This window comes from Mesorhizobium sp. P2_F7, from assembly GCF_056403695.1.
Window position 1 is genome coordinate 480531 of record NZ_JBFUFA010000002.1, and the last position, 22941, is coordinate 503471.

At 63.9% G+C, this 22941-nt stretch carries 25 protein-coding genes and 1 pseudogene; 9 read left to right on the plus strand and 17 right to left on the minus strand.

Annotated features, from left to right (window positions below; translation table 11 throughout):
- Positions 1 to 82: 82 nt before the first annotated feature.
- Complete coding sequence (locus AC1DZ8_RS07625; RefSeq protein ID WP_477400624.1) at positions 83 to 1801, plus strand: adenylate/guanylate cyclase domain-containing protein; 1719 nt, start codon at positions 83 to 85, stop codon at positions 1799 to 1801.
- A gap of 231 nt (positions 1802 to 2032) precedes the next feature.
- On the opposite strand, the gene AC1DZ8_RS07630 is transcribed toward AC1DZ8_RS07625, so the two are convergent.
- The 3 genes and pseudogenes from AC1DZ8_RS07630 to AC1DZ8_RS07640 form a co-directional block, all read right to left on the minus strand.
- On the minus strand, positions 2033 to 2278 hold the full coding sequence (locus AC1DZ8_RS07630) for a MoaD/ThiS family protein (protein WP_192259254.1): 246 nt from the start codon (positions 2276 to 2278) through the stop codon (positions 2033 to 2035).
- Positions 2279 to 2293: 15 nt separating this feature from the next.
- Positions 2294 to 2646 (minus strand): annotated as a pseudogene (locus AC1DZ8_RS07635) (molybdopterin cofactor-binding domain-containing protein); the annotation flags it as partial.
- A gap of 44 nt (positions 2647 to 2690) precedes the next feature.
- Positions 2691 to 3371 (minus strand): GntR family transcriptional regulator, encoded by a 681-nt coding sequence (locus tag AC1DZ8_RS07640; RefSeq protein WP_477311123.1) that lies wholly within the window; start codon positions 3369 to 3371, stop codon positions 2691 to 2693.
- A 119-nt stretch (positions 3372 to 3490) separates the two neighbouring features.
- Here AC1DZ8_RS07640 and AC1DZ8_RS07645 point away from each other — a divergent pair, with 119 nt between their 5' ends.
- The 4 genes from AC1DZ8_RS07645 (at position 3491) to AC1DZ8_RS07660 (ending at position 7285) form a co-directional block, all read left to right on the plus strand.
- A complete protein-coding gene (locus AC1DZ8_RS07645) occupies positions 3491 to 4399 on the plus strand; it encodes a substrate-binding periplasmic protein (RefSeq protein ID WP_477311125.1) in 909 nt (302 codons plus the stop codon).
- A gap of 16 nt (positions 4400 to 4415) precedes the next feature.
- Entirely contained in the window at positions 4416 to 5156 is a 741-nt protein-coding gene (locus AC1DZ8_RS07650; protein WP_477311127.1) for an amino acid ABC transporter permease, read from the plus strand.
- Positions 5157 to 5160: 4 nt separating this feature from the next.
- On the plus strand, positions 5161 to 5961 hold the full coding sequence (locus tag AC1DZ8_RS07655; RefSeq protein ID WP_477311129.1) for an amino acid ABC transporter ATP-binding protein: 801 nt from the start codon (positions 5161 to 5163) through the stop codon (positions 5959 to 5961).
- A gap of 127 nt (positions 5962 to 6088) precedes the next feature.
- On the plus strand, positions 6089 to 7285 hold the full coding sequence (locus AC1DZ8_RS07660) for an NAD(P)/FAD-dependent oxidoreductase (RefSeq protein ID WP_477311133.1): 1197 nt from the start codon (positions 6089 to 6091) through the stop codon (positions 7283 to 7285).
- A 31-nt stretch (positions 7286 to 7316) separates the two neighbouring features.
- Here the strand turns inward: AC1DZ8_RS07660 and AC1DZ8_RS07665 are convergent, their stop codons facing one another.
- The 5 genes from AC1DZ8_RS07665 to AC1DZ8_RS07685 form a co-directional block, all read right to left on the minus strand.
- Complete coding sequence (locus AC1DZ8_RS07665) at positions 7317 to 7562, minus strand: MoaD/ThiS family protein (protein ID WP_477311131.1); 246 nt, start codon at positions 7560 to 7562, stop codon at positions 7317 to 7319.
- The gene (locus AC1DZ8_RS07670) at positions 7562 to 9826 is read right to left on the minus strand and encodes a xanthine dehydrogenase family protein molybdopterin-binding subunit (RefSeq protein WP_477400627.1); all 2265 of its coding nucleotides are present in this window, start codon (positions 9824 to 9826) and stop codon (positions 7562 to 7564) included. The genes AC1DZ8_RS07665 and AC1DZ8_RS07670 overlap by 1 nt, the downstream gene beginning before the upstream one ends.
- Positions 9827 to 9829: 3 nt before the next feature.
- Positions 9830 to 10306 (minus strand): (2Fe-2S)-binding protein, encoded by a 477-nt coding sequence (locus tag AC1DZ8_RS07675; RefSeq protein WP_477308615.1) that lies wholly within the window; start codon positions 10304 to 10306, stop codon positions 9830 to 9832.
- A complete protein-coding gene (locus AC1DZ8_RS07680) occupies positions 10306 to 11166 on the minus strand; it encodes an FAD binding domain-containing protein (protein WP_477308618.1) in 861 nt (286 codons plus the stop codon). Before AC1DZ8_RS07680 ends, AC1DZ8_RS07675 begins: the two co-directional genes overlap by 1 nt.
- A gap of 140 nt (positions 11167 to 11306) precedes the next feature.
- Positions 11307 to 12263 (minus strand): SDR family oxidoreductase, encoded by a 957-nt coding sequence (locus AC1DZ8_RS07685; RefSeq protein WP_477308620.1) that lies wholly within the window; start codon positions 12261 to 12263, stop codon positions 11307 to 11309.
- 96 nt (positions 12264 to 12359) lie between these two features.
- Between AC1DZ8_RS07685 and AC1DZ8_RS07690 the strand changes: the two genes are divergently transcribed.
- Positions 12360 to 13268 carry a LysR family transcriptional regulator gene (locus AC1DZ8_RS07690; protein ID WP_477308622.1) on the plus strand — a complete coding sequence of 303 codons (909 nt, stop codon included), beginning with the start codon at positions 12360 to 12362 and terminating at the stop codon, positions 13266 to 13268.
- Here the strand turns inward: AC1DZ8_RS07690 and AC1DZ8_RS07695 are convergent.
- The 3 genes from AC1DZ8_RS07695 to AC1DZ8_RS07705 form a co-directional block, all read right to left on the minus strand.
- Positions 13232 to 14407, minus strand: coding sequence for an MFS transporter (locus AC1DZ8_RS07695; RefSeq protein WP_477308624.1), 1176 nt, complete (start codon positions 14405 to 14407; stop codon positions 13232 to 13234). The genes AC1DZ8_RS07690 and AC1DZ8_RS07695 overlap by 37 nt on opposite strands.
- A gap of 444 nt (positions 14408 to 14851) precedes the next feature.
- Positions 14852 to 15160 carry a DUF1244 domain-containing protein gene (locus tag AC1DZ8_RS07700; protein WP_477308626.1) on the minus strand — a complete coding sequence of 103 codons (309 nt, stop codon included), beginning with the start codon at positions 15158 to 15160 and terminating at the stop codon, positions 14852 to 14854.
- 10 nt (positions 15161 to 15170) lie between these two features.
- Positions 15171 to 15968 (minus strand): N-formylglutamate amidohydrolase, encoded by a 798-nt coding sequence (locus AC1DZ8_RS07705; RefSeq protein ID WP_477308628.1) that lies wholly within the window; start codon positions 15966 to 15968, stop codon positions 15171 to 15173.
- A 245-nt stretch (positions 15969 to 16213) separates the two neighbouring features.
- On the opposite strand from AC1DZ8_RS07705, the gene AC1DZ8_RS07710 reads away from it, so the two are divergent.
- Both AC1DZ8_RS07710 and pyk read left to right on the plus strand, forming a co-directional pair.
- The gene (locus AC1DZ8_RS07710) at positions 16214 to 16702 is read left to right on the plus strand and encodes a DUF1036 domain-containing protein (protein ID WP_477236131.1); all 489 of its coding nucleotides are present in this window, start codon (positions 16214 to 16216) and stop codon (positions 16700 to 16702) included.
- Positions 16699 to 18144, plus strand: a complete 1446-nt coding sequence (gene pyk / locus AC1DZ8_RS07715) for a pyruvate kinase (protein WP_477283847.1) — start codon at positions 16699 to 16701, stop codon at positions 18142 to 18144. The genes AC1DZ8_RS07710 and pyk overlap by 4 nt, the downstream gene beginning before the upstream one ends.
- 4 nt (positions 18145 to 18148) lie before the next feature.
- On the opposite strand, the gene AC1DZ8_RS07720 is transcribed toward pyk, so the two are convergent.
- From AC1DZ8_RS07720 to ykgO, 4 genes are all read right to left on the minus strand, one after another.
- Positions 18149 to 18613 (minus strand): hypothetical protein, encoded by a 465-nt coding sequence (locus AC1DZ8_RS07720; protein WP_477400630.1) that lies wholly within the window; start codon positions 18611 to 18613, stop codon positions 18149 to 18151.
- 7 nt (positions 18614 to 18620) lie between these two features.
- Positions 18621 to 19688, minus strand: a complete 1068-nt coding sequence (locus AC1DZ8_RS07725) for an alpha/beta fold hydrolase (RefSeq protein WP_477308632.1) — start codon at positions 19686 to 19688, stop codon at positions 18621 to 18623.
- A 97-nt stretch (positions 19689 to 19785) separates the two neighbouring features.
- A complete protein-coding gene (locus AC1DZ8_RS07730) occupies positions 19786 to 20373 on the minus strand; it encodes a tetratricopeptide repeat protein (RefSeq protein WP_477308634.1) in 588 nt (195 codons plus the stop codon).
- 113 nt (positions 20374 to 20486) lie between these two features.
- Entirely contained in the window at positions 20487 to 20612 is a 126-nt protein-coding gene (ykgO, locus tag AC1DZ8_RS07735; RefSeq protein ID WP_006327841.1) for a type B 50S ribosomal protein L36, read from the minus strand.
- Between the two features lie 241 nt (positions 20613 to 20853).
- Here ykgO and AC1DZ8_RS07740 point away from each other — a divergent pair, with 241 nt between their 5' ends.
- Positions 20854 to 21282, plus strand: a complete 429-nt coding sequence (locus tag AC1DZ8_RS07740; protein ID WP_477308700.1) for a lysozyme inhibitor LprI family protein — start codon at positions 20854 to 20856, stop codon at positions 21280 to 21282.
- Between the two features lie 47 nt (positions 21283 to 21329).
- On the opposite strand, the gene AC1DZ8_RS07745 is transcribed toward AC1DZ8_RS07740, so the two are convergent.
- Both AC1DZ8_RS07745 and purE read right to left on the minus strand, forming a co-directional pair.
- A complete protein-coding gene (locus tag AC1DZ8_RS07745) occupies positions 21330 to 22406 on the minus strand; it encodes a 5-(carboxyamino)imidazole ribonucleotide synthase (RefSeq protein WP_477308636.1) in 1077 nt (358 codons plus the stop codon).
- A complete protein-coding gene (purE, locus tag AC1DZ8_RS07750) occupies positions 22403 to 22900 on the minus strand; it encodes a 5-(carboxyamino)imidazole ribonucleotide mutase (protein ID WP_181057916.1) in 498 nt (165 codons plus the stop codon). Before purE ends, AC1DZ8_RS07745 begins: the two co-directional genes overlap by 4 nt.
- Positions 22901 to 22941: the final 41 nt, after the last annotated feature.

Sequence of the window (22941 nt, forward strand, 5' to 3'; positions counted from 1 at the left end):
GCCGCAGTGTCCGAGACGACGACGCTGCATACTGACGAGGTGATCCAACAACCGGTAGTCGCCCGCGTCAGGGAGTTCCGCCATGAAGCGCAAGATGGCCGCCCTCATGATCGGCGACGTGGTCGGCTACTCCGCGATGATGGAGCGTGCCGAAGAGCAAACGGCGGAACGCTTGGCGAGCTGTCAGGCGCTCATTTCGGAAAAGGTCAACCTGCTCGACGGCAGGGTTTTCAAGACAGCGGGCGATGCAGCACTCGCGGAGTTTCCAAGTGCTGTGAACGCAGTGCGTAGCGCGTTCGAGATTCGCACCGCGCTCGCCGGTGCGCAGGACGCCGCAAGTGACCCGCTTAGGATGCGATTCGGTCTCCATATTGCAGATGTGATGGTGCAAGGGGAGGACTTGATAGGCGACGGGGTGAACCTCGCGGCGCGCATACAGGCGGCAGCCGAACCAGACTCGATCTATGTGAGTGGTGCGCTCTTTGGTCATGTGCGCCGCAACTCCGCTTTCATATTCGACGATGTGGGTGAGCGATTACTGAAAAACATAACGGAGCCCGTGCACCTCTATCGCCTGCGAGGGGAGATGGGAGCGCATCGGCTACAGGCGGCGCCGACTCTACTTCCCGTCACAGATGAGCGACGACCGTCATCGATTGCGGTGCTTCCGTTCCGGGTTTCAGCCGACGATGAGGCCCAACGCTACCTCGCCGAGGGCCTCGCTGAGGAACTGATCGTCGAGTTGGGACGGTTTCGGCGTCTGTCGGTTAGTTCGCGGAGCGCGAGTTTCACCATAGCCGACTCCCACCCAGATCCCGTGAGGGTCGGCCAGGTGCTTGCCGTCCAGTATGTCCTTGAGGGGCAGGTGCGGAAGTTTCGAGAGCGGGTCACGATCAGCCTCACATTATCCGAAACCGATCATGGCGCGGTGGTTTGGAGCGACAGAATTCAGCAAGATTTCGAGCAGGTCCTGAGCTTAGTCGACGAGATTGCTGCACGGATCGCCGCGACCGTCTCCGGACGAATGGAGGACGCATCCATGGTCGCGGCGCGGCGAAAGTCCCCCCAAAACATGACCGCGTTCGATTGTCTTCTGCGCGGATTGGACAATCACCGGCTCGGTGGGGTGACCGACGAGAATGCACGCGAGGCTGTTAGGTGGTTCACAAAGTCGATCGAAGCCGACCCCAATTACGGTGCTGCGTACGCTTGGCGGGTCTGCGCAGCGTCATGGCTATCGGATTTCGACCATGAGAAAGGTTGGCATGACGTTCACCGGGCGCTCGAGCTTGATCCCTGCGATGCTGAAGCGAACCGAATTGCAGGCGTCCTCCATCTGATGAAGGGAAACTACGACGAGGCGCTCGCTCACAACTGCAAGGCGATCGAACTCAACCCGACAGACGCTTACATCAAAGCAAGATGCGCAGCGATTTTCACGTTCGTCGGAGAAGGAGAGCGATCGTTGCGGCTCCTCGACGAAGCCGAAATGCTTGACCCGTTCCTCCCGGTGTGGTGCGTCGAGGAACGCGGCGTAGCCCTTTTCGCACTGGGCCGATACCACGACGCACTTGCATCCCTTGGCAACCTCACCTTTCAAACCAATCGGTCGCGGCTTTACCGCGCCGCGGCGTTCATAAAACTCGATCGAGCCGACGAAGCTCATCGCATGGCCAGAGAGGCTTTAGGGGGCAAGCCCGATCTCACAGCCTCCGGCTTCGCGCGTGGCGAGCGATACCGAGATGCTGAGAGGGTTCGCGAACTCGAGCGTTTGCTGGTAGAAGCAGGTCTGCCTGCATGAGCCAAGTCCCCCCCTGTGGCTCTCAGCAGATCGCGCGGAAAGTAGGGAAATGGCTCGAATCGGTCCTTCCACGCTGTAGGCTCGAACGGCTCGAAGGGGTCACGTCACGACATCTGACCTTGGAGGCTGAAGGTCCGCTATCGCAGTTCCCTCCACCACAAGCTGACCTACTGCTTCCGGCCAATCCACGACGTTAGAGACCTTGGCTGCCAGGCAATGGCGGCGTCCCACTCACCCACCAGCCAGCCGCGGCAGCAGAAAAATCTCCGCCCCCTTCGGCAATTCCTTCGACCAGGTATCGCGGTAGATCGTCCCATCAATCGCGACGGCTATTCCCTTCTCGATCCAGGGCTCAATCCCGGGATACTGTTCAGCCAGCTTCCTGAACAGCTCCCTGATGTCCTTAGCCTCGACCTCGACCTTGCTCTTGCCGCCGGCGAGCTGGCCGAGAGCGCCCCAGAGGGTGACTTCGACCATTTGCCAGACCTCGCCCTAGCCTCCCCGTTCCGCCTCGATCGCGGCGAGGACCCGGGGCGGCGACATCGGGATGTGGGTCATGCGCACGCCGGCGGCGTTCGATCGCCGCCAGCGGCGGCACGATCGAGGTCTCGCCGACACCGCGCACGCCACAGGGGGTGGTTGGGGTTGGGGATCTCGAGGATCTGCGTGTCGATCATCGGCAGGTCCGAGCAGACCGGGATGCGGTAGTCGAGGAAGCCGGCGTTCTGCAGGCGCCCGTCCTTGCCGTAGATATACTCCTCGTTGAGCGCCCAGCCGATGCCTTGCGCGGCGCCGCCCTGGTACTGGCCCTCGACATAGGTCGGGTGCACCGCCTTGCCGGAATCCGTACCGCACGACGCGCGCAGCACCCGTTGTTACGACAAATCGGCTAGATGATCTTGCGAACATCCTGTTCAAAGCTGAGGACGTGATGCAGGGCGATGCGCTCGGCCGTTTCGCCATCTCCCCGGCAAACTGCCTCGAGCATAAGGGTTTGCTCCTGCAGGACCTTGTCGAGGCCAGACATCAGCTCCGGAAACCGCCGCGTCGCGACATGCAAGATCCTGAGTGACAGGTTGTGATAGTGGTCGAGCGTGTCGAACAGGTAGGGATTCTTGGCGGCGCGATAGATAAAGCGATGGATGCGTCGGTCGAGCGCCAGCAGAGGTTCGAGTTCTGGAGGATTCGCAAAGGCGGCGAGTTCGGCGATCAGGCCGTGGGCTTCGCGGCGTTCGGGCTCGCGCAGGCGTTCGGCGGCCAGTCGCGTCGCCCAGGATTCAATTCTCGCCCTGGCTTCATAGATCGCCGATAGATCGCTGATGTCGATCGTGCTGACCGAGGTGCCGCGGCGACCGTTGACATCGACGAAGCCATCGCGCTGCAGCCGCAACAGCGCCTCGCGCACCGGCGTGCGACCGACGTCCAGCCGCCGCATGAGATCGGTCTCGCGAAGCAGGGTGCCCGGCGCCAGCTTGACCGTGATGATGTCCTCCCTCAGCTGCAGATAGGTGCGCTCGGCCAATGTCGAGCCAGCCTCGTCGGCATCGTCTTGCGGCATCCGCTCGTCCATCCAACTCACCTCATAGGGATCGAATCCGATCGCCAAGGAATCACTTGACAACGGATTCATATAATATACTGGTCAATATATCACACATATATTGATCCGGTTACAGGGAGGTATCGGGGATGGAAAAGGGTGTTTTGACTCGCTCGCGATTCAAGGCCGGCGTTGCTGCCTTGCTGGGAATTGGATTGCTGGCCACGGTGGCGCATGCGGACGGGCTTGAGACGCTGAAGCCGGGCGTCCTGCAGGTCACGATCGAGCCCTACATGCCCTACACGGCGATGAAGGACGAGAAGCTCGTCGGGCTGGATAGCGATATCCTTGCCGCGGTCGCCGATAGATTGGGTCTCAAGATGGAAGTCAGCGTCACCGATTTTCCCGGTATGCTGGCATCGGTCCAGTCGCGGCGTGCCGACATCACGATCGGCGGCATCGCCTGGTCGGACGCGCGCCAGAAGGTCGGCCTCTTCACCGACCCGCCTTACTATTCGCCACCGGCGATGGCGGTGCAGGGCACTGCCGACTATCCGGACGTCAAGAGCCTGGAAGGCAAGGATCTCGGGACCGTCACCGGCTATGTCTGGGCGAAATCGATCGCGCAGGTGCCGAACGCTACCCCGCACACCTATCCGCAGGCCGACAGTGTCTTTCAGGACTTGTCATCAGGCCGCCTGGATGTCGGCTTTCTCGACCCGCTGCTGATCATCTATCAGCAGAAGGAACGGCCGGACATGAAATTCCGGGTCGCATATCTAGCGCCGCCAACCGCCGACGAGATCAAAGCCCATCCCGACTACCAGTATTTCCAGCCCTATATGACTGGCTTTTACCTGCCAAAAGAGGCGCCGAACCTCGCGAAGGCTGTCTCGGACCAGATCGATGCGATGTACAAGGACGGCTCGCTTTCAGCGCTCGTCACCAAATGGGGCGGCGACCCGAAGCAGTTCCTGGTTCCTTCGGCGGAGATGGCGGCTCAGCGACGGGGCGTGGACCGCCCCGCGGATTGGTCGCCGCCCTCAATCGCGCCTTGAGCGTCGGGGCAAGCACATGTCCCTTTTCCACGCTCTCGGCGGGTTTTTCCAGGTTCCCTGGAGCGACTACGCAAGCAATATCGGCTGGGGTCTGCTCAGGACCCTGACCTACACCATCGTCAGCTTTGTCGGTGCCGCTGTCCTCGGCCTCGTGCTGGCGCTGATGCGCCTCAATCGCTTGCGTCTGGTGCGTCTGCCGGCCGCCATCTACACGGAGATATTCAAGAACGTCCCGTTGCTCGCGATTATCTTCGTCACCTATTTCGGCCTGCCGTCGGTCGGCATCAAACTCAGCGTCTTCGTCGCTGGCGTGCTGAGCCTCATGTTGTTTTATGCCGCCTATCTCTCCGAGATCTTCCGCGCGGCCATCGCCGGCATCCATTCCGGTCAGAACGAGGCTGCCCAGGCGCTAGGTCTTGGCCGCGGCACCACCTTTGGCCACGTCATTCTACCCCAGGCGCTGAGGCTGGCGTTGCCCGGCACCAACACCATGTTCGTCGACCTTCTGAAATCGACGTCGCTTCTGGTGACGATCTCGGCCGTTGAACTGATGACCCAGGCGCAGCTGATCGCCTCCGAAACGTTTCGCGCGCTCGAAGTCTATCTGGTGATTGCGTCTGTCTATTTCGCCGTCTGCTACCCGATTTCGCAATGCCTGCTCTGGTTGGAGCGGACCATTCAGGCTGGCGTACCTCTTTCGCTGGGGCGCCGGCGGCGGCTGAGGCTGGCGAAGACGCTGCTCGCAAGCGGAGCCTAGGCCGATGGCAGAAGAGACACTCAACAGGGAGCTTGGCACGATGGCGTCCGGTGCCAGCCCGGCAGTCACTATCCGTGGCTTGCGGAAATCCTTCGACGGCAGGCAGGTGCTCGGCGGCATCGATCTCGACGTGCCGGCTGGTCGGATTGTCAGCATCATCGGCCAAAGCGGCGGCGGCAAGACGACGCTGATGCGCTGCGTCAACCTGCTCGAGCAGCCCGACGACGGCATCATCGAGGTCAATGGCGAGACGATCTGCGACAAGGGTGCGGTGACGTGCAGGAACCTCGCCAAGCTGCGCCAGCGCGTTGGCATGGTGTTTCAGCGCTTCAACCTGTTCCCGCATCTGACAGCGGTGGAAAATGTCGTTCTCGCCCAGATGCACGCCGCCGCAATCGGGGAGCGCGAAGCGGTCGAGCGCGCGGTGCGCCTGCTCACGCGCGTCGGCCTCGCGCATCGGGCAACAGCCTATCCGGAACGCATGTCTGGCGGCGAGCAGCAGCGCGTAGCGATCGCGCGCGCCCTGGCCCTCGGACCGACTGTGCTTCTGTTCGACGAGCCGACCTCCGCGCTCGATCCGGAATCGACCGGTGAGGTGCTGCGTGTGATGCGAGAACTGGCAAAGGACGGCATGACAATGATCCTCGTCACCCACGAACTGCCTTTCGCCCGCGAAGTCTCGGACTGGGTCGTCTTCATTGACGGCGGCCGCATCATCGAGCAGGGAACGGCGGCGGACGTGCTCGACAATCCGCGTGAAGCACGAACGGCTGCCTATGTCGCGCGCTACGCCGCGCCTGCCTGAACGCCAGCCAGCAAGCAGTCCTAACAGAACACATTGGCGCAGTGCGATCCGGGCACGGCACTGCCAACGCCGTTTCGCAAAGTCCCTGGCGCCAGCCACCGTCTTTCCCTCAACGCATGTGGACCAGATGAGCAGGATTTCGACCGACATCGCCGTGATCGGCGGTGGCGTCATAGGTTTGGCGATTGCGCTTCGGCTTCGCGCTGACGGACGCGATGTCGTCGTGATCGAACCGAACGAACCCGGCAGTGGCGCGTCATACGGCAACGCAGGGACCATCGCGGACTATGCGGTAATACCCGTCGGGACGCCGGCGGTTCTGAGGAACCTGCCCTCGCTTCTGCTTAACGCGCGCAGTCCTTTGTCGATCCGTGCTTCCGCCTTGCCGTCCCTGTTTCCTTGGCTGGCCCGGTTCGCATACGAATCATTGCCGCACAGATTCAGGGAAAACACCCGCCGGATCGCCGAACTCGTATCGGACGCATCGTCGGCGTGGACCGAGTTCGCAGCGGAAATAGGGGCATCGGACCTGCTCTCCGCGAAGGGCTGTCTCTATCTCTATGAAACGCCCAAGGCCTTCAAGGCGGCGGCCACCGACATCGATCTGCGCCGCTTCTATGGCGTTGGTCAGGAACTGCTTTCGGCCGACGAAGTGCATCGGCTCGAACCTCGGCTACCGCCCTTCGAAGGCGGCGGCCTGTTTTTTCCGGGTGCGATCAATCTCAGTGATCCGGGCGAAGCGATGGCTCGGTTGACCGCAACAGTCCGGCGGGCGGGTGTGCAATTCGTCAAGGCCTCTGCACAAACGATCGCCCGGGAAATGAACGGGATCCGGATCATCGCGGGCACCTTCGCCATCAGCGCCCGGACCGTTGTGATAGCCGCCGGCGCTCACTCGGCAAAGCTTGCCGCGCAGACCGGCGATCCCGTCAGGCTGGATACCGAACGCGGCTATCACATCGAATTCGACATGGCCCAGCCGCCGATCGAACGGCCGGTCTGCCCGACTGCGCTCGGCTTCTATCTCTGCCCGATGCGCGGCCGGTTGCGCGTTGCCGGCCTAGTCGAACTCGGTGGCCTCGGGGCTCCCGCCAACCCGCAGCGTGTCGCGGCCCTGGCGGCGAATGCGCGCCGGATCTTTCCGGACCTCGGCGAGCCCAGCCGCACATGGCTCGGCTTCCGGCCTTCGATGCCCAATTCCGTGCCCGTCATCAGGCCATCGCGAGGTGGGCGGGACGTGATCCTCGCCTTCGGCCATGGACACATAGGGCTGACGCTCGCGCCGCGCACCGCCCGACTGGTGAGTAAGATTCTCGACTCCTAGTCGCGTATCGATGGCAGAGGCAGCTCCCCCATTACCCCCCAGCCAGCCTCGGCAGCAGAAAAATCTCCGCGCCCTTTGGCAATTCCTTCGACCAGGTATCGCGATAGATCGTGCCGTCGATGGCCACCGCGATGCCCTTCTCGATCCAGGGCTCGATGCCGGGATACTGTTCAGCCAGTTTCCTGAACAGCTCCCTTATGTCCTTGGCTTCGATCTCGACCTTGCTCTGGCCGCCGGCGAGCTGGCCTAGCGCACCCCAGAGCGTGACTTCGACCATCAGCCTCCCCGTTCCGCCTCGATCGCGGCGAGAACCCGTGGCGGCGACATCGGGATGTGGGTCATGCGCACGCCGGCGGCGTTCGACATCGCATTGGCGATCGCTGCCAGCGGCGGCACGATCGAGGTCTCGCCGACGCCGCGCACGCCATAGGGGTGGTTGGGGTTGGGGATCTCGAGGATCTGCGTGTCGATCATCGGCAGGTCCGAGCAGACCGGGATGCGGTAGTCGAGGAAGCCGGCGTTCTGCAGGCGCCCGTCCTTGCCGTAGATATACTCCTCGTTGAGCGCCCAGCCGATGCCTTGCGCGGCACCGCCCTGGTACTGGCCCTCGACATAGGTCGGGTGCACCGCCTTGCCGGCATCCTGGATCACCGTGTAGCGGATCACGCGCGCGGCACCCGTCTCGGGGTCGACCTCGATGTCACAGATATGGGTGGCGAAGGACACGCCGGCACCGTCGGCGACGAGCTCGCTGTGGCCGGCGATCGGCCCGCCCGTGGTGCCGGACTTGGCGGCGATCTCCTTCAGCGACAGGGCTGCAAGGTTGCCGTATTTCTCGCCCTTGGCGATGGCGTGGCCGTTTTCCCAGATGACGTCGTCGACGGGGATGTCCCACATCTGCGCGGCGCGGTCGCGCAGGATTTTTATCGCGTTGCGGGCGGCCGAGATGGTCGCCATCGAGGACGAGAAGGTGCCGCGGCTGCCGTCGGTCATGTCGTTGTAACCGAGCGAGGAAGTGTCCGCGACCACCGCCTTGAGCTGGGCATAGTCGATGCCGAGCTCCTCCGCCGCCACCAGCGACAGCGAGGCGCGCGAACCACCGACGTCCACCGTGCCGACAGCGAGCGACACCGAGCCATCCATGCCGATGTTCAGGTCCACGCAGGTCTGGCCTCCAAAATTGAACCAGAAGCCGCAGGCCATGCCGCGGCCCTGGTTTTGCTTGAGCGGCGCCTTCATGTGCGGATGGGTCTTGGCCGCCTCCAGCGTCGGGCCGATGCCGATCGGGCCGTAGACCGGGCCATAAGACGACCTTGTGCCCTCCTGAGCGGCGTTCTTGATGCGGAACTCGACCGGATCCATGCCGAGCTCCTTGGCCAGCTCGTCGACAGCGCTTTCCACCGCGAACGCCGCCATCGGTGCGGAGGGCGCGCGATAGGCGGCGGTCTTCGGCCGGTTGACCAGCACTTCGAAGCCGACCGTCTTGACGTTATCGAGCTTGTAGCAGGCGAACGCCGTCATGGCGCCGATCTCGGCCCAGGTGCCGGCATAGGGGCCGCTGGAATAGCGCAGCGTCGCTTCGGCCGCCGTGATGGTGCCGTCCTTGCGGGCGCCGATCTTTACGTCGATCGAGGTCGCGCTGGTCGGACCCGAGGCGCGGAACACTTCATCGCGCGTCATCACGAGCTTGACCGGCCGGCCTGCCTTGCGCGACAGCGCCAGCGCCACCGGCTCGGCCCAGACATGGGTCTTGCCGCCAAAGCCGCCGCCGATCTCCGACGAGGTGACGCGCAGTTTCGAGGCTTCCAGCCCGAGCAGTTGCGCGCAGTGCTGGCGGTAGACGAAATGGCCTTGCGTGCAGACCCAGAGGTCGGCGGTGCCGTCGGACGAGACGCTCGCCACGCAGGCATGCGGCTCGATATAGCCCTGATGCGTCTGCTCGGTCTTGAAGGACCGCTCGACGATGAAGTCGGCATGGCCGAAACCCTGATGGACATCGCCATGGCCGAACTGGCTGCGCTTGGTGACGTTGGAGGGCTTTACCGGCTTTTCCTCGAGGCCCTCGGTGAAGATGGTGTCGTTGATCAAGGGGGCTGTGTGCTTCATCGCCTCGTCGACATCGGTGACATGCGGCAACAGCTCGTAGTCGACCACGATGAGCTTCAGAGCCTGGCGCGCCGTGCTGGCATCGACGGCGGCGACCGCGGCCACGGCGTGGCCGTCATAGAGCGCCTTGCTGCGCGCCATGCAATTGTCGAGGACGTCGTACATGCCGGCATCGCCATCGGTGAGATCCGGCAGGTCGGCGGCGGTGATCACCGCTTTCACACCGGCCAGCTTTTCCGCCTTCGAGGTGTCGATCTTGAGGATCTTCGCATGGGCATGCGGGCTGCGCAGAACACGCCCGACCAGCTGACCCGCCATGTTGAAGTCGGCGCCGTAGCGGGCGCGTCCCGTCACCTTGTCGATGCCGTCAGGGCGGAGGGGGCGGGTGCCGACGGATGCGAATTTGCGGCCTGAAAAGCGCGGATCGAAATTCATGGCTTAGGCTCCCTTCATCACGATTGCCGCGTCCTGGACGGCGCGCACGATCTTGTCGTAGCCGGTGCAGCGGCAGAGATTGCCGGCCAGCCCAAAGCGGATCTCTTCCTCGGTCGGATCGGGGTTTTTCGCCAACAGGTCCTTCGCCGCGATCAAAAAACCCGGCGTGCAGATGCCGCATTGCAGGGCGGCGTGTTCGAGGAATTTCTGCTGCAGCGTGTGCAGCTTCTCGCCATGCGCCATGCCCTCGACGGTCTCGACCTGCCGCCCTTCAGCCTCGGCGCCAAGCACCAGGCAGGAGCAGACCAGCCGGTTGTCGAGGATGATCGAGCAGGCGCCGCAGTCGCCAGTGCCGCAGCCTTCCTTGGCGCCGGTCAGCCCGAGCCGGTCGCGCAGGACGTCGAGCAACGTTTCGTCGGGCTGGCAAAGGTACTCGACGTGATCGCCGTTGATTGTCGTTGAAACCGCTATACCGGCCATCATTTGCCTCCTGCACGTGCATAGGCGGTCGTCGCTGCACGTCTGGCCAGCACGCCCGCAACTTTTCGTCTGAACTCGATGGTGCCGCGCTTGTCGTCGATGGGGCGGCAGGCGCCAGCGCAGACCTTGGCAAGCCGCTCAAGGGCTGCTTCGTCGAGCTTCCGGCCGATGAGAGCCTCGGCTGCCTCCTCGACCAGAAGCACCGTCGGTGCCGCGGCGCCCAGCGCGACGCGGGTGGCTGTGATGACGCCATGGTCATCGAGCGTCAGGTTCACGCCGGCGCTGACCACGGCGATGTCCATCTCGGTGCGCGGAATGAACCGGAGGTAGGCATCGCCCGAACGCGGCGCGCGCTTGTCGAGCAGGATCGCCTCGATGATCTCGCCCTTGGCGAGCGATGTCTTGCCCGGTGCGATCGGCACGGCCTCCACGGCAATGGTGCGCTTGCCGGAGGGACCGGCAATCACCGCCCTTGCGCCGGCGGCCACCAAAGCCGGGACGCTGTCGGCGGCCGGCGAGGCGTTGCACAGATTGCCTGTGATGGTGCAGCGTCCCTGGACCTGCTTCGAGCCGATCAGCTTCGCGGCTTCGACGACGCCGGGCCAGGCGCTCTTCAGAACCGAGCTCTCTCCGAGGACGGCGCAGGGGACGGTGGCTCCGATGCTGAAGCCGTCGGCCGTCTCCCTGATTTGGCTCAAGCCTTCGATTGCCTTGATGTCGACGATCAGGTCGGGTTCGACAAAACCGCCCTTCATCCTCACCAGAAGGTCGCTGCCTCCCGCCAGAATGGCTGATGTGCCGGAAGAGCCGGCCAGCAGGCCAACGGCATCTTCGATTGAAAGCGGACGTATGTAACGCATCGTCTCCCCTTGGTGTCAGTGTCTCGCCGACCGTTATAACCAGTCTCCTCATAATGACCATCCGGTTGCTGATTTCCGCGATTGGGCCAGGTGCGAGTTGGGTTCCATGCCAAGCGTGGCTGATGCCCTACACTGTATGCCTACGCTGCATCTTTTGCACGAGGGGTGGTGACGCCGACGTCCTTCAACGCCTCAGCCACAGCCTGATCCAGCGGGGTGTGCGGGACTTCGCCGATGATGGCTTCCAGCCGGTCGGACACGAGCCGGTGCGGTTCGAAGCGGAGATAAGACATCGAGACGATCTCGCGCCACATCGCCACGAACGGGCTGCCGGCGCGCAGCACCCACCAGGGCATGAAGGTCAGTTTCAGCGGATGGCCCAGCGCCTTCTCGGCCGCGGCCTTGATGTCCATGTCGGTGACGGCATGGCCGGGGAAGTTGAGCGCCTCGTAGAAGCCGAGCTTGTCGAGGTTGCGCGCCAGGCCGACGAAGCCGATGGCGAAGTCCGGTAGATAGGCCCATTCATGCACGAGGTTGGCCGGGCCGGGCGCGGTGTAGACACCCTTGTTCATCTTGGCGGCGACGACGAGGTCGAACCACGACCCGCTGCCGGTGCCGCCGAAGAAATCGCCGGCCCGCAAAATGATGGTGCGCACATGGCCGGCATCCGCCTCTGCGCGAAACAGGGCTTCCATGGCGCAGCGTATGCGGCCCTTCTCGGTGGTCGGGCGGAAGGGCGTCTCTTCGGTGACGACCTGCGGCATCGGCGAGCCGTAGTTATAGACGGTGCCAGGGAAGAGATGCAGCGCGCCATTGGCGTGGCAGGCGGCCATGACGTTTTCCGCCATCGGCAGGCATTTGCCCCAGTCGGTATAGATCGGGTTGAGGCCGTTGAAGACGATGTCGACGCCCTCGGTGGAGCGGATCAACGCCTCGCGATCGAGTGCATCGCCGGCAGTGGCGGTGGCGCCCTTCAGTTCGGACGGCACCTTGCCGGTGCGGGTGACGGCGCGGACGTCGAAGCCGGCGTCGATGAAGGCCTTGCCAACCACGCGACCGAGCCGGCCATTGGCACCGAGAATTGCGATCTTGGTCATTTTTCGTCTCCGTGTTTGTGTTTGCTGGCCCGAATATGATGGCTTCATCTTCGAATGAAAATTGACTGAGATTGGCGTTCTGATATTCATAAATGAATGACTGAAATCGACTGGAACCTGATCAAGAGCTTCGTCACCGTGGCGGAAACCGGCAGCCTGTCGGCCGCCGCGCGAAAGCTGTCGGCCAGCCAGCCGACGCTTGGGCGTTACATCGGCGAGCTTGAGCAGGCGCTGGGCGTCACCCTGTTCCGGCGCGGGCGACGCGGCTATGCGCTGACGGAAGCTGGCGCCACGCTGTTCGAGCGCGGCAGAGCCGTGAGCGAGCAGGCGAGTGCGTTTTCTCTGCTGGCGCTGGGCTCGGTCGAGGCGATCGAAGGCACGGTGCGCATTGCCGCCAGCGAAGTGGTGGCGGCCTATGTGCTGCCGAAGATGACGGCGCGGCTCGGCATCGAGGAACCCGGCATCGAGGTCGAGATCGTCGCCTCGAACCAGGTCGAGAACCTACTAAGGCGTGATGCCGACATCGCCATCCGCATGGTCAAGCCGGCGCAGAACGAGCTGATGGCGCGCAAGGTCTGCGATATTCCGCTCTGCTGCTGCGCGGCCGCATCCTATCTCGACCGGCACGGCCGGCCCACCAAACCCGCCGACCTTGTCGGCCATCCGCTGATCGGCTTCGATCGCAGCGACGAAATGATCCGCGGCTTTACCCAGTTCGGCATCCCGGTCACCCGCAGCAATTTTCGTTTCCGGACCGACAACCAGATCGTTCTGTGGGAGGCGCTGCGGGCGGGAAACGGCATCGGCCTCGGCCAGGAGCCGCTCGCCGACAGCGACCCGTTGCTGGAAAAACTGCTGCCCGGCCTGCCATTGCCCAGCCTGCCGGTGTGGCTGGCCATGCATCGCGACGTACGCACCAGCGTGCGCATCCGCCGCGTCGCGGATTTCCTCTACGAGGAGCTGAAACGTTATTCGGCCGGGGCGGCCGCGAATTCGGCGCGGTGAGCGAGCCCGGCCATCAACAGCACCACGATCAGCAGCCCCGACATGGCGACGAAGATCGGCCCGAAGCTGGAATGCTCGGCAACGAAGCCGATCGCCGACGGCGCCACCAATATGCCGGAGTAGCCCATGGTGGTGACGACGCTCATGCCGGTGCCGGACGACATGCCTTCCTGATTGCCGCCGGCCGAAAAGATGATCGGCACCATATTGGCAATGCCGAAGCCGCAAAGGGCAAAGGCTGCGATGGCGATCCAGGGCGAAGGCGAGAGGCCGGCGACCAGCATGCCGGCGGCGGCGACCACAGCCGAGCCGCGCAGCGTCGCCACCGCGCCGAAGCGGTTGCGCACGCCGTCGCCGAAGAAGCGCATGATCGCCATGACACCGGAGAAGGCGGCGTAGGCAAGACCGGCAATGGCAAGGTCGGCGCCAAGCTCCTGGCGGAGATAAAGCGCAGCCCAGTCGAGTACTGCGCCCTCTGAAATCATCGTCAGCAGCGCCATCAGCCCGACCAGATAGACCAGCGGATTGGAGGGCAGCGAAAATTTGTGATGCTCGGCGGCCTGTGGCTTGTCCTCGGCGATGAGGTAGCCGACCGCCACGGCAATGACGGCAAAAGCGATGACCGTGACGACAGCCGCATGGGCGAGGTGGCCGTAAGTCTGGATGGCGTAACCGCCCAAGCCGCCACCGGCAAAACCGCCAAGGCTCCAGAAGCCATGCGACGACGACATGATGGCGCGGGAAAGCCGGCGCTCGACCACCACCGCATTGGCGTTCATGGCGACATCCATGCCGCCGATCGAGCCGCCGAAGATGACCATGGCAATCGCCGCCAGCGGCACGTTGGGCGCCAGCGCCACGACCAGCAAGCCAAGGCTGCCGCACAGGCCGAACCAGCGCAGCACGGTGCGCGAGCCATATCTGGAGATCAGGTGGCCGCACCAGCTCATGGCCGCGACCGCGCCGACACCAAACAACAGGATGAGCAGGCCAAGCGTGAATTTCGAAATGTCGAGCCGGGTCAGGAACACCGGAATCTGCGGCGCCCAGCTGCCGGTCAGGAAGCCGTTGGCAAGGAAGATGGCGGCGACCGCCCATCGTCCACGAATGGCGCTCTGCATCGCGTTTTGCGCGCTCATGGTTAGAATCCGGTCAAAAATGGCTTTGCGCGGCAAATTAGATCGATTCAATTTTCAGTCAAGCGCCTGAGCTGCGAAAGCTTATGGGCCAAGTCGAGGGGGACGAAGTCGAGGACAGCGCTCCTTCGCGCCCCCCTCTGTCCTGCCGGACATCTCCCCCACAAGGGGGGAGATCAGCAGCTTCGGGCTCCGCAAAACTTCTGCGACGCTGGTGATTGGCGAAAGTCGTTGTGACGGCCAATCTCCCCCCAAGTGGCAGGGCAATCGCATATGGACTCTTTCGAGGAATCGAACGGCGAACAAATCGGAATCGCGTCGAGAACAAACGTCGCGAGATTCCATCTTTGTTCCGCATATGCGATTCCCCTGCCCCAAGTGGGGGAGATGTCCGGCAGGACAGAGGGGGGCGCTGTCCCGCGACGTCAAAAAGTCGCGGCGGGGACCTCAGTGATCCCTCGGCCGCCTCGCCTCGAACTCGGCCTTCTTGGCATCCGAAGCCTCGGTCTGGTTGAGCGCCTGCCATTCGGCATAGGGCATGCCGTAGACGATTTCGCGCGACTGATCCTTGGACAACGCAAGGCCCTCGGCTTCGGCCGCTTCGCGGTACCAGTTGGACAGGCAGTTGCGGCAGAAGCCGGCGAGGTTCATCAGGTCGATGTTCTGCACATCGCTGCGTTCGCGCAGATGGTCGACCAGCCTGCGGAAGGCGGCGGCTTCGAAATCGCGTTTCTGTTCGTCGCTGAGTTCGGTCATGTCTTGATCCTCACAGCGGCCCGGTGCGCGAGCCGAACATCTTCACCTGATGTATATCGGCACGACGATCGATGGCGTCAACGATTGGCGCCAGCCGTTCGGCCCAGGCCAGCGCGCCCTTGCTGTCCGCGATCAGGTCCTGGCGGATTTCGATCAGCGCATGGGCAAAGCCGTTGACGATGGCGTGCTTGAACATGGTGTCGCCGCGCAGCGCGCCGTCATAGGGTTCGTTGTCGCCGACGACGAGGTTTTTATCATGCGCCAGCATGTCGATCAGCGGCCGCGCCACGCGGTCGTCGAGGTCCCACAGAATGCCGACATGCCAGGGCCGCGCAACGCCTTGCATCACCGGGGTGAAGGAATGCACGGAGAAGATGAAAGGCGCCTTGCCCGAGGCCTGCGCCACCGAGGCGATCATGGCGCCGACCGCGTCATGATAGGGCCGATAGAAACCGTCGAGCCGCCTTTCGCGCTCTGAGGGTGCCATGGGGTAGTTTCCCGGCACGAGGGTGCCGTCATAGAGCTGGCGGATCAGCGTCGGGTCGTCCTCGCCGCGATTGGGGTCGATCAGCAGGCGCGAAAAATTGGCGATCACCGCCGGCACGTCGAGCGCTGCCGCCAGTTCGCGCGTCACCATCTCGACGCCGATGTCGTAAGCGATGTGGCGCTCGAGCTCCGCCGCCGGCAGGCCGAGGCTGCCATACTCCTCCGGCAGGTCACGGCGGGCATGGTCGGCGACAAGCACGATGCCCCGCTTGCGGTCGCCCTCGACAAGATCGAAAGGCGCGAAAACTGTGGATCGGGTCATTGGCTGAAAAGGTCTGTTCGCTGGCGTCCGGGGAGGGTGGTATCGTCATTCCACGAAGAGGACGCTGGCGCAATGCCGTTGTTTGGCCACGGTTTCTGCGAAAATCCGGTCACACGCGGCAGATTGCGTGTCGGGGGCCTTTCTAAATCGATTGGAATTGGACAGAACGGCGCGTTGACATGCGCCCGGACTTTTCCGAAAAGGGGCGTTGAGAGATGCAGATGACGTTGTTGAGGGGTTTCGGGATGGGTTCCGCCGGCAGGCCGCGTGCGCGCAGCGCCTTTGCCGTGCCGCTCCTGACCTTGACGGTGGGACTTGCCGCGCTGGTCGCGGCCTCGCCCGCCCGCGCCGATTTCCGCGTCTGCAACGCGACGCAGAACCTGGTCGGCGTCGGCATCGGCTACCGCGCCAAGGCCGGCTGGATCACCGAGGGCTGGTGGCACATCGAAGGATCGAGCTGCAAGACGCTGATCGAAGGGCCGCTGTCATCAAGGTTTTACTATCTTTATGCAGAAGACGCCGAGCGTGGCGGGCGCTGGGATGGCCCGATCAACATGTGCGTGGCCGAAAAAGAGTTCAAGATTGCCGGCGTTACCGATTGCGTCGCCCGGGGCTTCCAGCGCGCCGGATTCCAGGAATATGACACGGGCGAGCAGGCAAGCTGGATGGTCCAGCTGACCGATGAGTCCACAACGGGAGGCGCACCAGCCGCCCCGGGAACAAACAGTCAATGAGACGTAGCCGCAAGGTCAAGATCCTCGCCACCATCGGTCCAGCCTCCTCGTCCGAGGAGATGCTGCAGAAGCTTTTCGAAGCCGGTGCCGATGTCTTCCGCATCAATATGAGCCACACCGACCACGAGCTGATGCGCACGCTGGTCGCCCGCATCCGCGCCGTCGAGGAAAAGGTCGGCCGTCCGATCGGCATCCTGGCCGATCTGCAGGGGCCGAAGCTGCGCGTCGGCAAGTTCGCCAACGGCAAGGAGGTGCTGACCGCTGGCCAGACCTTCACGCTCGACAACAATCCCGAGCCCGGCAATTCGACCAGGGTCTACCTGCCGCATCCCGAAATCCTGAGCTCGGTCGAGGCCGGCCACCGTCTGTTGATCGACGACGGCAAGCTGGAGCTCAAGGCTCTGAAGAGCGACGGCAAGTCGATCACCTGCACGGTCGTCGCCGGCACGACGATCTCCGACAAGAAGGGCGTCAGCCTGCCCGACACCGACCTGCCGGTCGGTGCGCTGACCGAGAAGGACCGCAAGGACCTCGATGCGGTGTTGGCGGCAAGCGTCGACTGGGTGGCGCTGTCCTTCGTGCAGCGGCCGGAAGATCTGGCCGAAGCCCGCAAGATCGCGCGTGGCCGGGCGCTGATCATGGCCAAGATCGAAAAGCCGCAAGCCGTTGCCCGGCTGGCCGAAATCATCGAATTGTCCGACGCGCTGATGGTCGCCCGCGGCGATCTCGGCGTCGAAATGCCGCTGGAAGCCGTGCCTGGCATCCAGAAGCAGATCACGCGCGCCGCACGCCGCGCCGGCAAACCGGTTGTGGTCGCCACACAAATGCTGGAATCGATGATCACCGCGCCGGTGCCGACCCGCGCCGAAGTCTCCGACGTGTCGATTGCCGTGTTCGAAGGCGCCGACGCCATCATGCTGTCGGCTGAGTCGGCGGCCGGCGCCTATCCGGTCGAGGCGGTGGCGATGATGAACCGCATCGCCACCAAGGTCGAAACCGACCCGACCTATGCCGGCATCATCAACGCGCAGCGCTCGGAGCCGGAAGCGACCGGCGCCGACGCCATTTCGCTCGCCGCGCGCGAGATCGCCGAGACGCTGAAACTATCGGCGATCATCACCTATACGGCGTCGGGCACCACCGGCCTGCGCGCCGCGCGCGAGCGGCCGCAAGTGCCGATTATCGCGCTGTCGCCGATCCTCAACACGGCGCGGCGGCTGTCGCTGCTGTGGGGCACGCATTGCGTCGTCTCGCCCGATGCCGTTGATCTCGACGACATGGTCGACCGCGCCTGCCGTATCGCTTTCGAAGAGGGGTTTGGCCAGCCGGGCGACCGTGTCATCATCACGGCGGGCGTGCCGCTGCGGACGCCGGGTTCGACCAACATGCTGCGCATCGCCTATGTCGGATCTGACGTGCAAGCCACCCGCAACATAGGTTGAGGCTTCAACGCGTCACAGTCCGCAGCGCTCTTGCCGCGGCTTCGGCGTGATCGATGCGCCGAAGGAATCGGAGAGCCCGGGGAACGGGGTCGTGCAGATACTGGTCCGGACCCAGTATCTTCCGCCGGTTGAGTTCGACCGTGTCGAGCAGATCGAAATCGACTCTCTCTAGTGCGCAGTGCCATCCGGGGCCGCGTGAAGCCCAGCTCCTTCCATGGTGTTCCAGCAGCCGCTCACGGGCTGAATAGCCATGGTAGTCGAAAGCGATCACGCCGTTGGTCACATAGATATGGTTCCCGGAAAAGCCTTCGCCTGGAATGATCCGTTCGCCGTAAAATCCCTCCAGCGGGGGATGACCAAGAAAGACGCCGGCGAGAATGGCGCAGGCGCCGTGACCGAAGAAGATGCGGTCCGGCAAGGCCCATCGCTTCTCCGGGTTTTTCTTGATGCCGTGCTTCAGGACATACATGAGGCGATCAGGTCGGGGCGAGTTCCGCGTCGGGCACGGTGATGTCGGGGCATTGTGCGTCGTAATAGGCATCGCCGGCGATCCGCGCCTCCACGGTTTTCGCCATTGCCTGCAGGTCGATGTCCTTGCCGGCGACTTTCTCGATGGCGCCGACAACGAGGTCTGGCGCGATCCAGTCCGGCTTGTGGCCGAGATTGTGGACCCAGATCAGCTCAGCGCCGGGGATATCCCTGACAAGGCCGACCGAATGGATCGAGGCATAAACCACCTTGTCGCGATCGCCTGAGATGACGATCGTCGGCGCCTTGATGTCGCGGTAATGCGGCGCGGCCTTGAGCGCATAGTCGTAAAGGCCGGCGACATCGATGGCGTTGGCGCGGAAAGCGCCGGGACGCAGCACCAGCGGGATCGAGGCGTTGCCGACATAACCGTCCGGCACCTTGTTGGGTGAAAACACGCAGGCCGTGGCGCTGTTCATCTGCAGCGTGCCGGCCGGGTAGGTCAGTGTCTCCGAAAATAGCCAGCCGACCACCGGCATGGCCGTGAGCTTGTAGTACCAGGCGGTCGCGCCGCCCGGCCAGGGATGGCTGACCGGCGACAGGAAGACCAGGCCGAGCGTCTTGTCGGGATGCTCGCGGCCAAGGGCGGCGGTGACCACGCCGCCGAAGGAATGGCCGACGATGACCGCCTTTTGGATGCCGAGACGATCCATCAGCCTGGCGATGGTGCTGGCCTGCGCCGACGGGCTTTCATTGTTGCCGGGGCCGCGCCCCGACCAGCCGAAGCCTGGCCGGTCGAGAAAGACCATCTCGGCGCGGCCTTCAAGCAAAGGCCGGATCGGCAGCATCTGATCCCTGAGGTTGGCGCTGGCGCCATGGATAAAGACGATCGCCGGCAGCGCGGCATTTTGCGGCGCCGGCACATGGACATAGTGGATGCGGGCGCCGTCAATGTCGACAAATTCGCCGGCCGGCGGATTGCGCCACTCGGTCAGCCACGCCCCGGCGCGGGTGACACCGGCGAGGGCAAAGACGAGCGCGAGGAGGAAGGCACAGGTGGCGTAAATGAGGTTCATGCGCGGAGATACGGGGGTGGAGGGGGAATAGTTCTAGGCAGTAGGCATGGGTTTCAACCGCCGCGCTACTGCCCAAGCCCTATTCCCTACTGCCTAGTCAAATTCCTTCGCCAGCTAGCTCTTCCGACAGCGTCGCGACCTGGTCCTGGGCGCTGCGCATCATCGGATAGATGACCAGCACCTTCTGCCAGGCTTCGAGCGCCGATTGCTTGTGGCCGGTGGCGGCCATGATCTGGGCCAGGCCGGAAAGCGCGCCGAAATGGCGTGGTTCCAGCTGCAGCGTCTGGTCGATGTCGGACATCGATTTCCCGAAATTCTTCATCATGTAGTGGACGGTGGCGCGCCGGTTCCAGCCTTCGGCATATTTCGGCTGCAGGATGACGACCTGGTCGAGGAAGTCGAGAGCGACGTCGAACTTCTGGTCGTCCATCGCCTTTTGCGACCATTGCATCATCAGGTCGATCGACGCGCTCCCGGACTGGAACCACTCGCCCCAGATGCGCCCGGCGATGCGCTCGGCCGCCTTTTCGTTGCGCTCGCGCTTCAGGTCGGCAAACAGCTGGTCGAGCCGGGCTTCCTTGGTCACGGCAACCGGCGGCGTCGTGGCGGCCGGTGGATCGTCGGCGCGCGCTATAACGGTGCCGAACAGGAAAAACGCCGAGAAAAATGCAAAAAGAATCCGCATCGCCCGAATCTAACCCCGGACGGCGGATCGTCAAACTGAAATTAGCGTGAAAGTGCCGGAAGGCCGGCAATTAACATCATGTGGACGGAGGCAGCGTGCCTCCGGCCGAAAACTCAGCCCTGGCGCGCCTTGTAGCGCGGAGCGGTCTTGTTGATGATGTAAACGCGGCCCTTGCGGCGAACCAGCTGGTTGTCGCGGTGACGCGCCTTCAGCGCCTTGAGCGAATTCTTGATCTTCATGGTCTTGCCCGTCGGTCTGGGCCCGTTCGGGCCGAACTATTTAAGGCGCGCCAGAAGACGCGCCTTTGAACTTGCGGTGGCTCATAAACGAGGAGCCGCGTCCGTGTCAACCGCAGGCGTGCTGCATAGAGGCCAAGAACGGCTTTGGCCATCAAATATCCGCCATCTCCACTCCCCGCCATTGCGCCGCCGAAGGCGGGCTGGAATGGTGCGGCGCCTGCAAGCTGATTTGGAGAGGTCCATGCGCCTGTTGTTTGTGTCCGCCTGCCTTGCCGTTCTGGCAGCGGCCCCCACCGCGCAGGCGCAGGAATGCGATCGCAACGACGACAGCCAGCAGATGATGAACATTTGCGCCGGCGAGGACTACCAGGCGGCCGATGCCAAGCTCAACCAGGCCTACAAGGATCTCGTCGGCCGCAACGACGACAACAGCAGGAAGCTGCTGCAGGTGGCGCAGCGCGCCTGGATCGCCTTCCGGGACGCGGAATGCGCCTATACGACCGCGGGTAGCGAGGGCGGCTCCATCCATCCGATGGAGGTCTCTCAATGCCTGACCGAACTGACGCAGCAGCGCACCAAGCAGCTGACGTCCGGCGCCAAATGCCAGGAAGGTGATGCGAGCTGCGCCAACCCTGACGAGGACGGGGATCTGAACGACGAGCTGCAATAGGGGTCCACACCCCTCAGGCAAAGCGCTGCGCTCTTTCCCGGAATTGCTTAGCTGCGACGGCTGATGCGCGTGAAATGGCCCATCTTGCGGCCGGGCCGGGCTTCCGCCTTGCCGTAGAGATGCAGCATCAGATCGGGCTCGGCGAGCAGAGCGGGTACGCGCAGGACGTCGTCGCCGATCAGGTTCTCCATGACGCAGTTTGAATGCCGGCCGGGGTTGCCCAGCGGCAGGCCGGCAATGGCGCGGATATGCTGCTCGAACTGCGAAACGATGCAGGCGGCTTCCGTCCAGTGGCCGGAATTGTGCACCCGTGGCGCCATCTCGTTGGCCAGCAGCGTGCCGTCGGCAAGGGCGAAGAACTCGACGCCGATGACGCCGACATAGTCGAGGGCCGACAGGATTTTTGCCGCCGCCGCTTGTGCCGCGGCCGCCGTGTCCGGCCTGATTTGCGCCGGCAGGGTCGAGGTGTGCAGGATGCCGTCGCGGTGGACATTCTCGGCCGGATCGTAGGCGGCGACCGCGCCGTCCAGCCCGCGCGCGGCGATCACCGAAATCTCGCGCTCGAAAGTGACGAAGGATTCCAGAATCAGCGGCACATTGCCCATGGCCTCGCAGGTGCCGGCAAAGCCGCCGGTCTCCATGTTGCGGAAGACACGCTGGCCCTTGCCGTCATAGCCCATGCGGCGGGTCTTCAAGATGCCGCTGCCGCCGAACTCTCTCAGCGCCGCTGTCAGCTCGTCGTCATTGCCGACGGCGCGGAAATCCGCGGTCTGGATGCCGATGCCGTTGAGGAATTGCTTTTCCGCCATCCTGTCCTGCGCCACCTCCAGCGCCCTGGGCGGGGGATAGACCGGAACCTTGGCGGCAAGCGCGCTGGCGGCGGCCACCGGCACATTCTCGAACTCATAGGTGACAACGGCGCTGACCGCGGCCAATTCGGCAAGCGCGGCGGCATCGTCATAGGCGGCCGTGATCTGGCGGTTGGCGACCTGCGCCGCCGGGCAATCGGCCTGCGGCTCGAGGATCACGGTGCGGTAACCGAGGCGCGCGGTGGCAACAGCCAGCATGCGGCCGAGCTGGCCGCCCCCGATGATGCCGATGGTCGATCCCGCCGGCAGGCTCACGGCGCGTCCGTTGGTTCGGCGGCAACCTTTGCGGTCTGGGCGGCGCGCCAGGCATCGAGCCGGGCGGCGAGCCGCTCGTCGTTGAGTGCCAATACGGCGGCTGCAAGAAGGGCGGCGTTGGCGGCACCCGCCTTGCCGATGGCCAGCGTGCCGACGGGAATGCCGGCCGGCATCTGGACGATGGAGAGCAGCGAATCCTGGCCCGACAGCGCCTTCGATTCGACCGGAACGCCGAACACCGGCAGCGGCGTCATCGCCGCCGTCATGCCGGGCAGGTGGGCGGCGCCGCCGGCGCCGGCGATGATCACCTTGTAGCCGGCCGCCTTGGCGCCCTTGGCGAAATCATAGAGCCGGTCGGGGGTGCGGTGGGCCGAGACGATCAGCCGCTTGTGCGGGATGCCAAGCGCCTCAAGCGTTTCGGCGGCGTGGCGCATCGTCGCCCAGTCGGACTGGCTGCCCATGATGATGGCGACGTCGGCGCGGTGATCGGTCAAGCGCATGCTCCCGGCGGCAAAGGCGCGCCTTAGCGGAATTC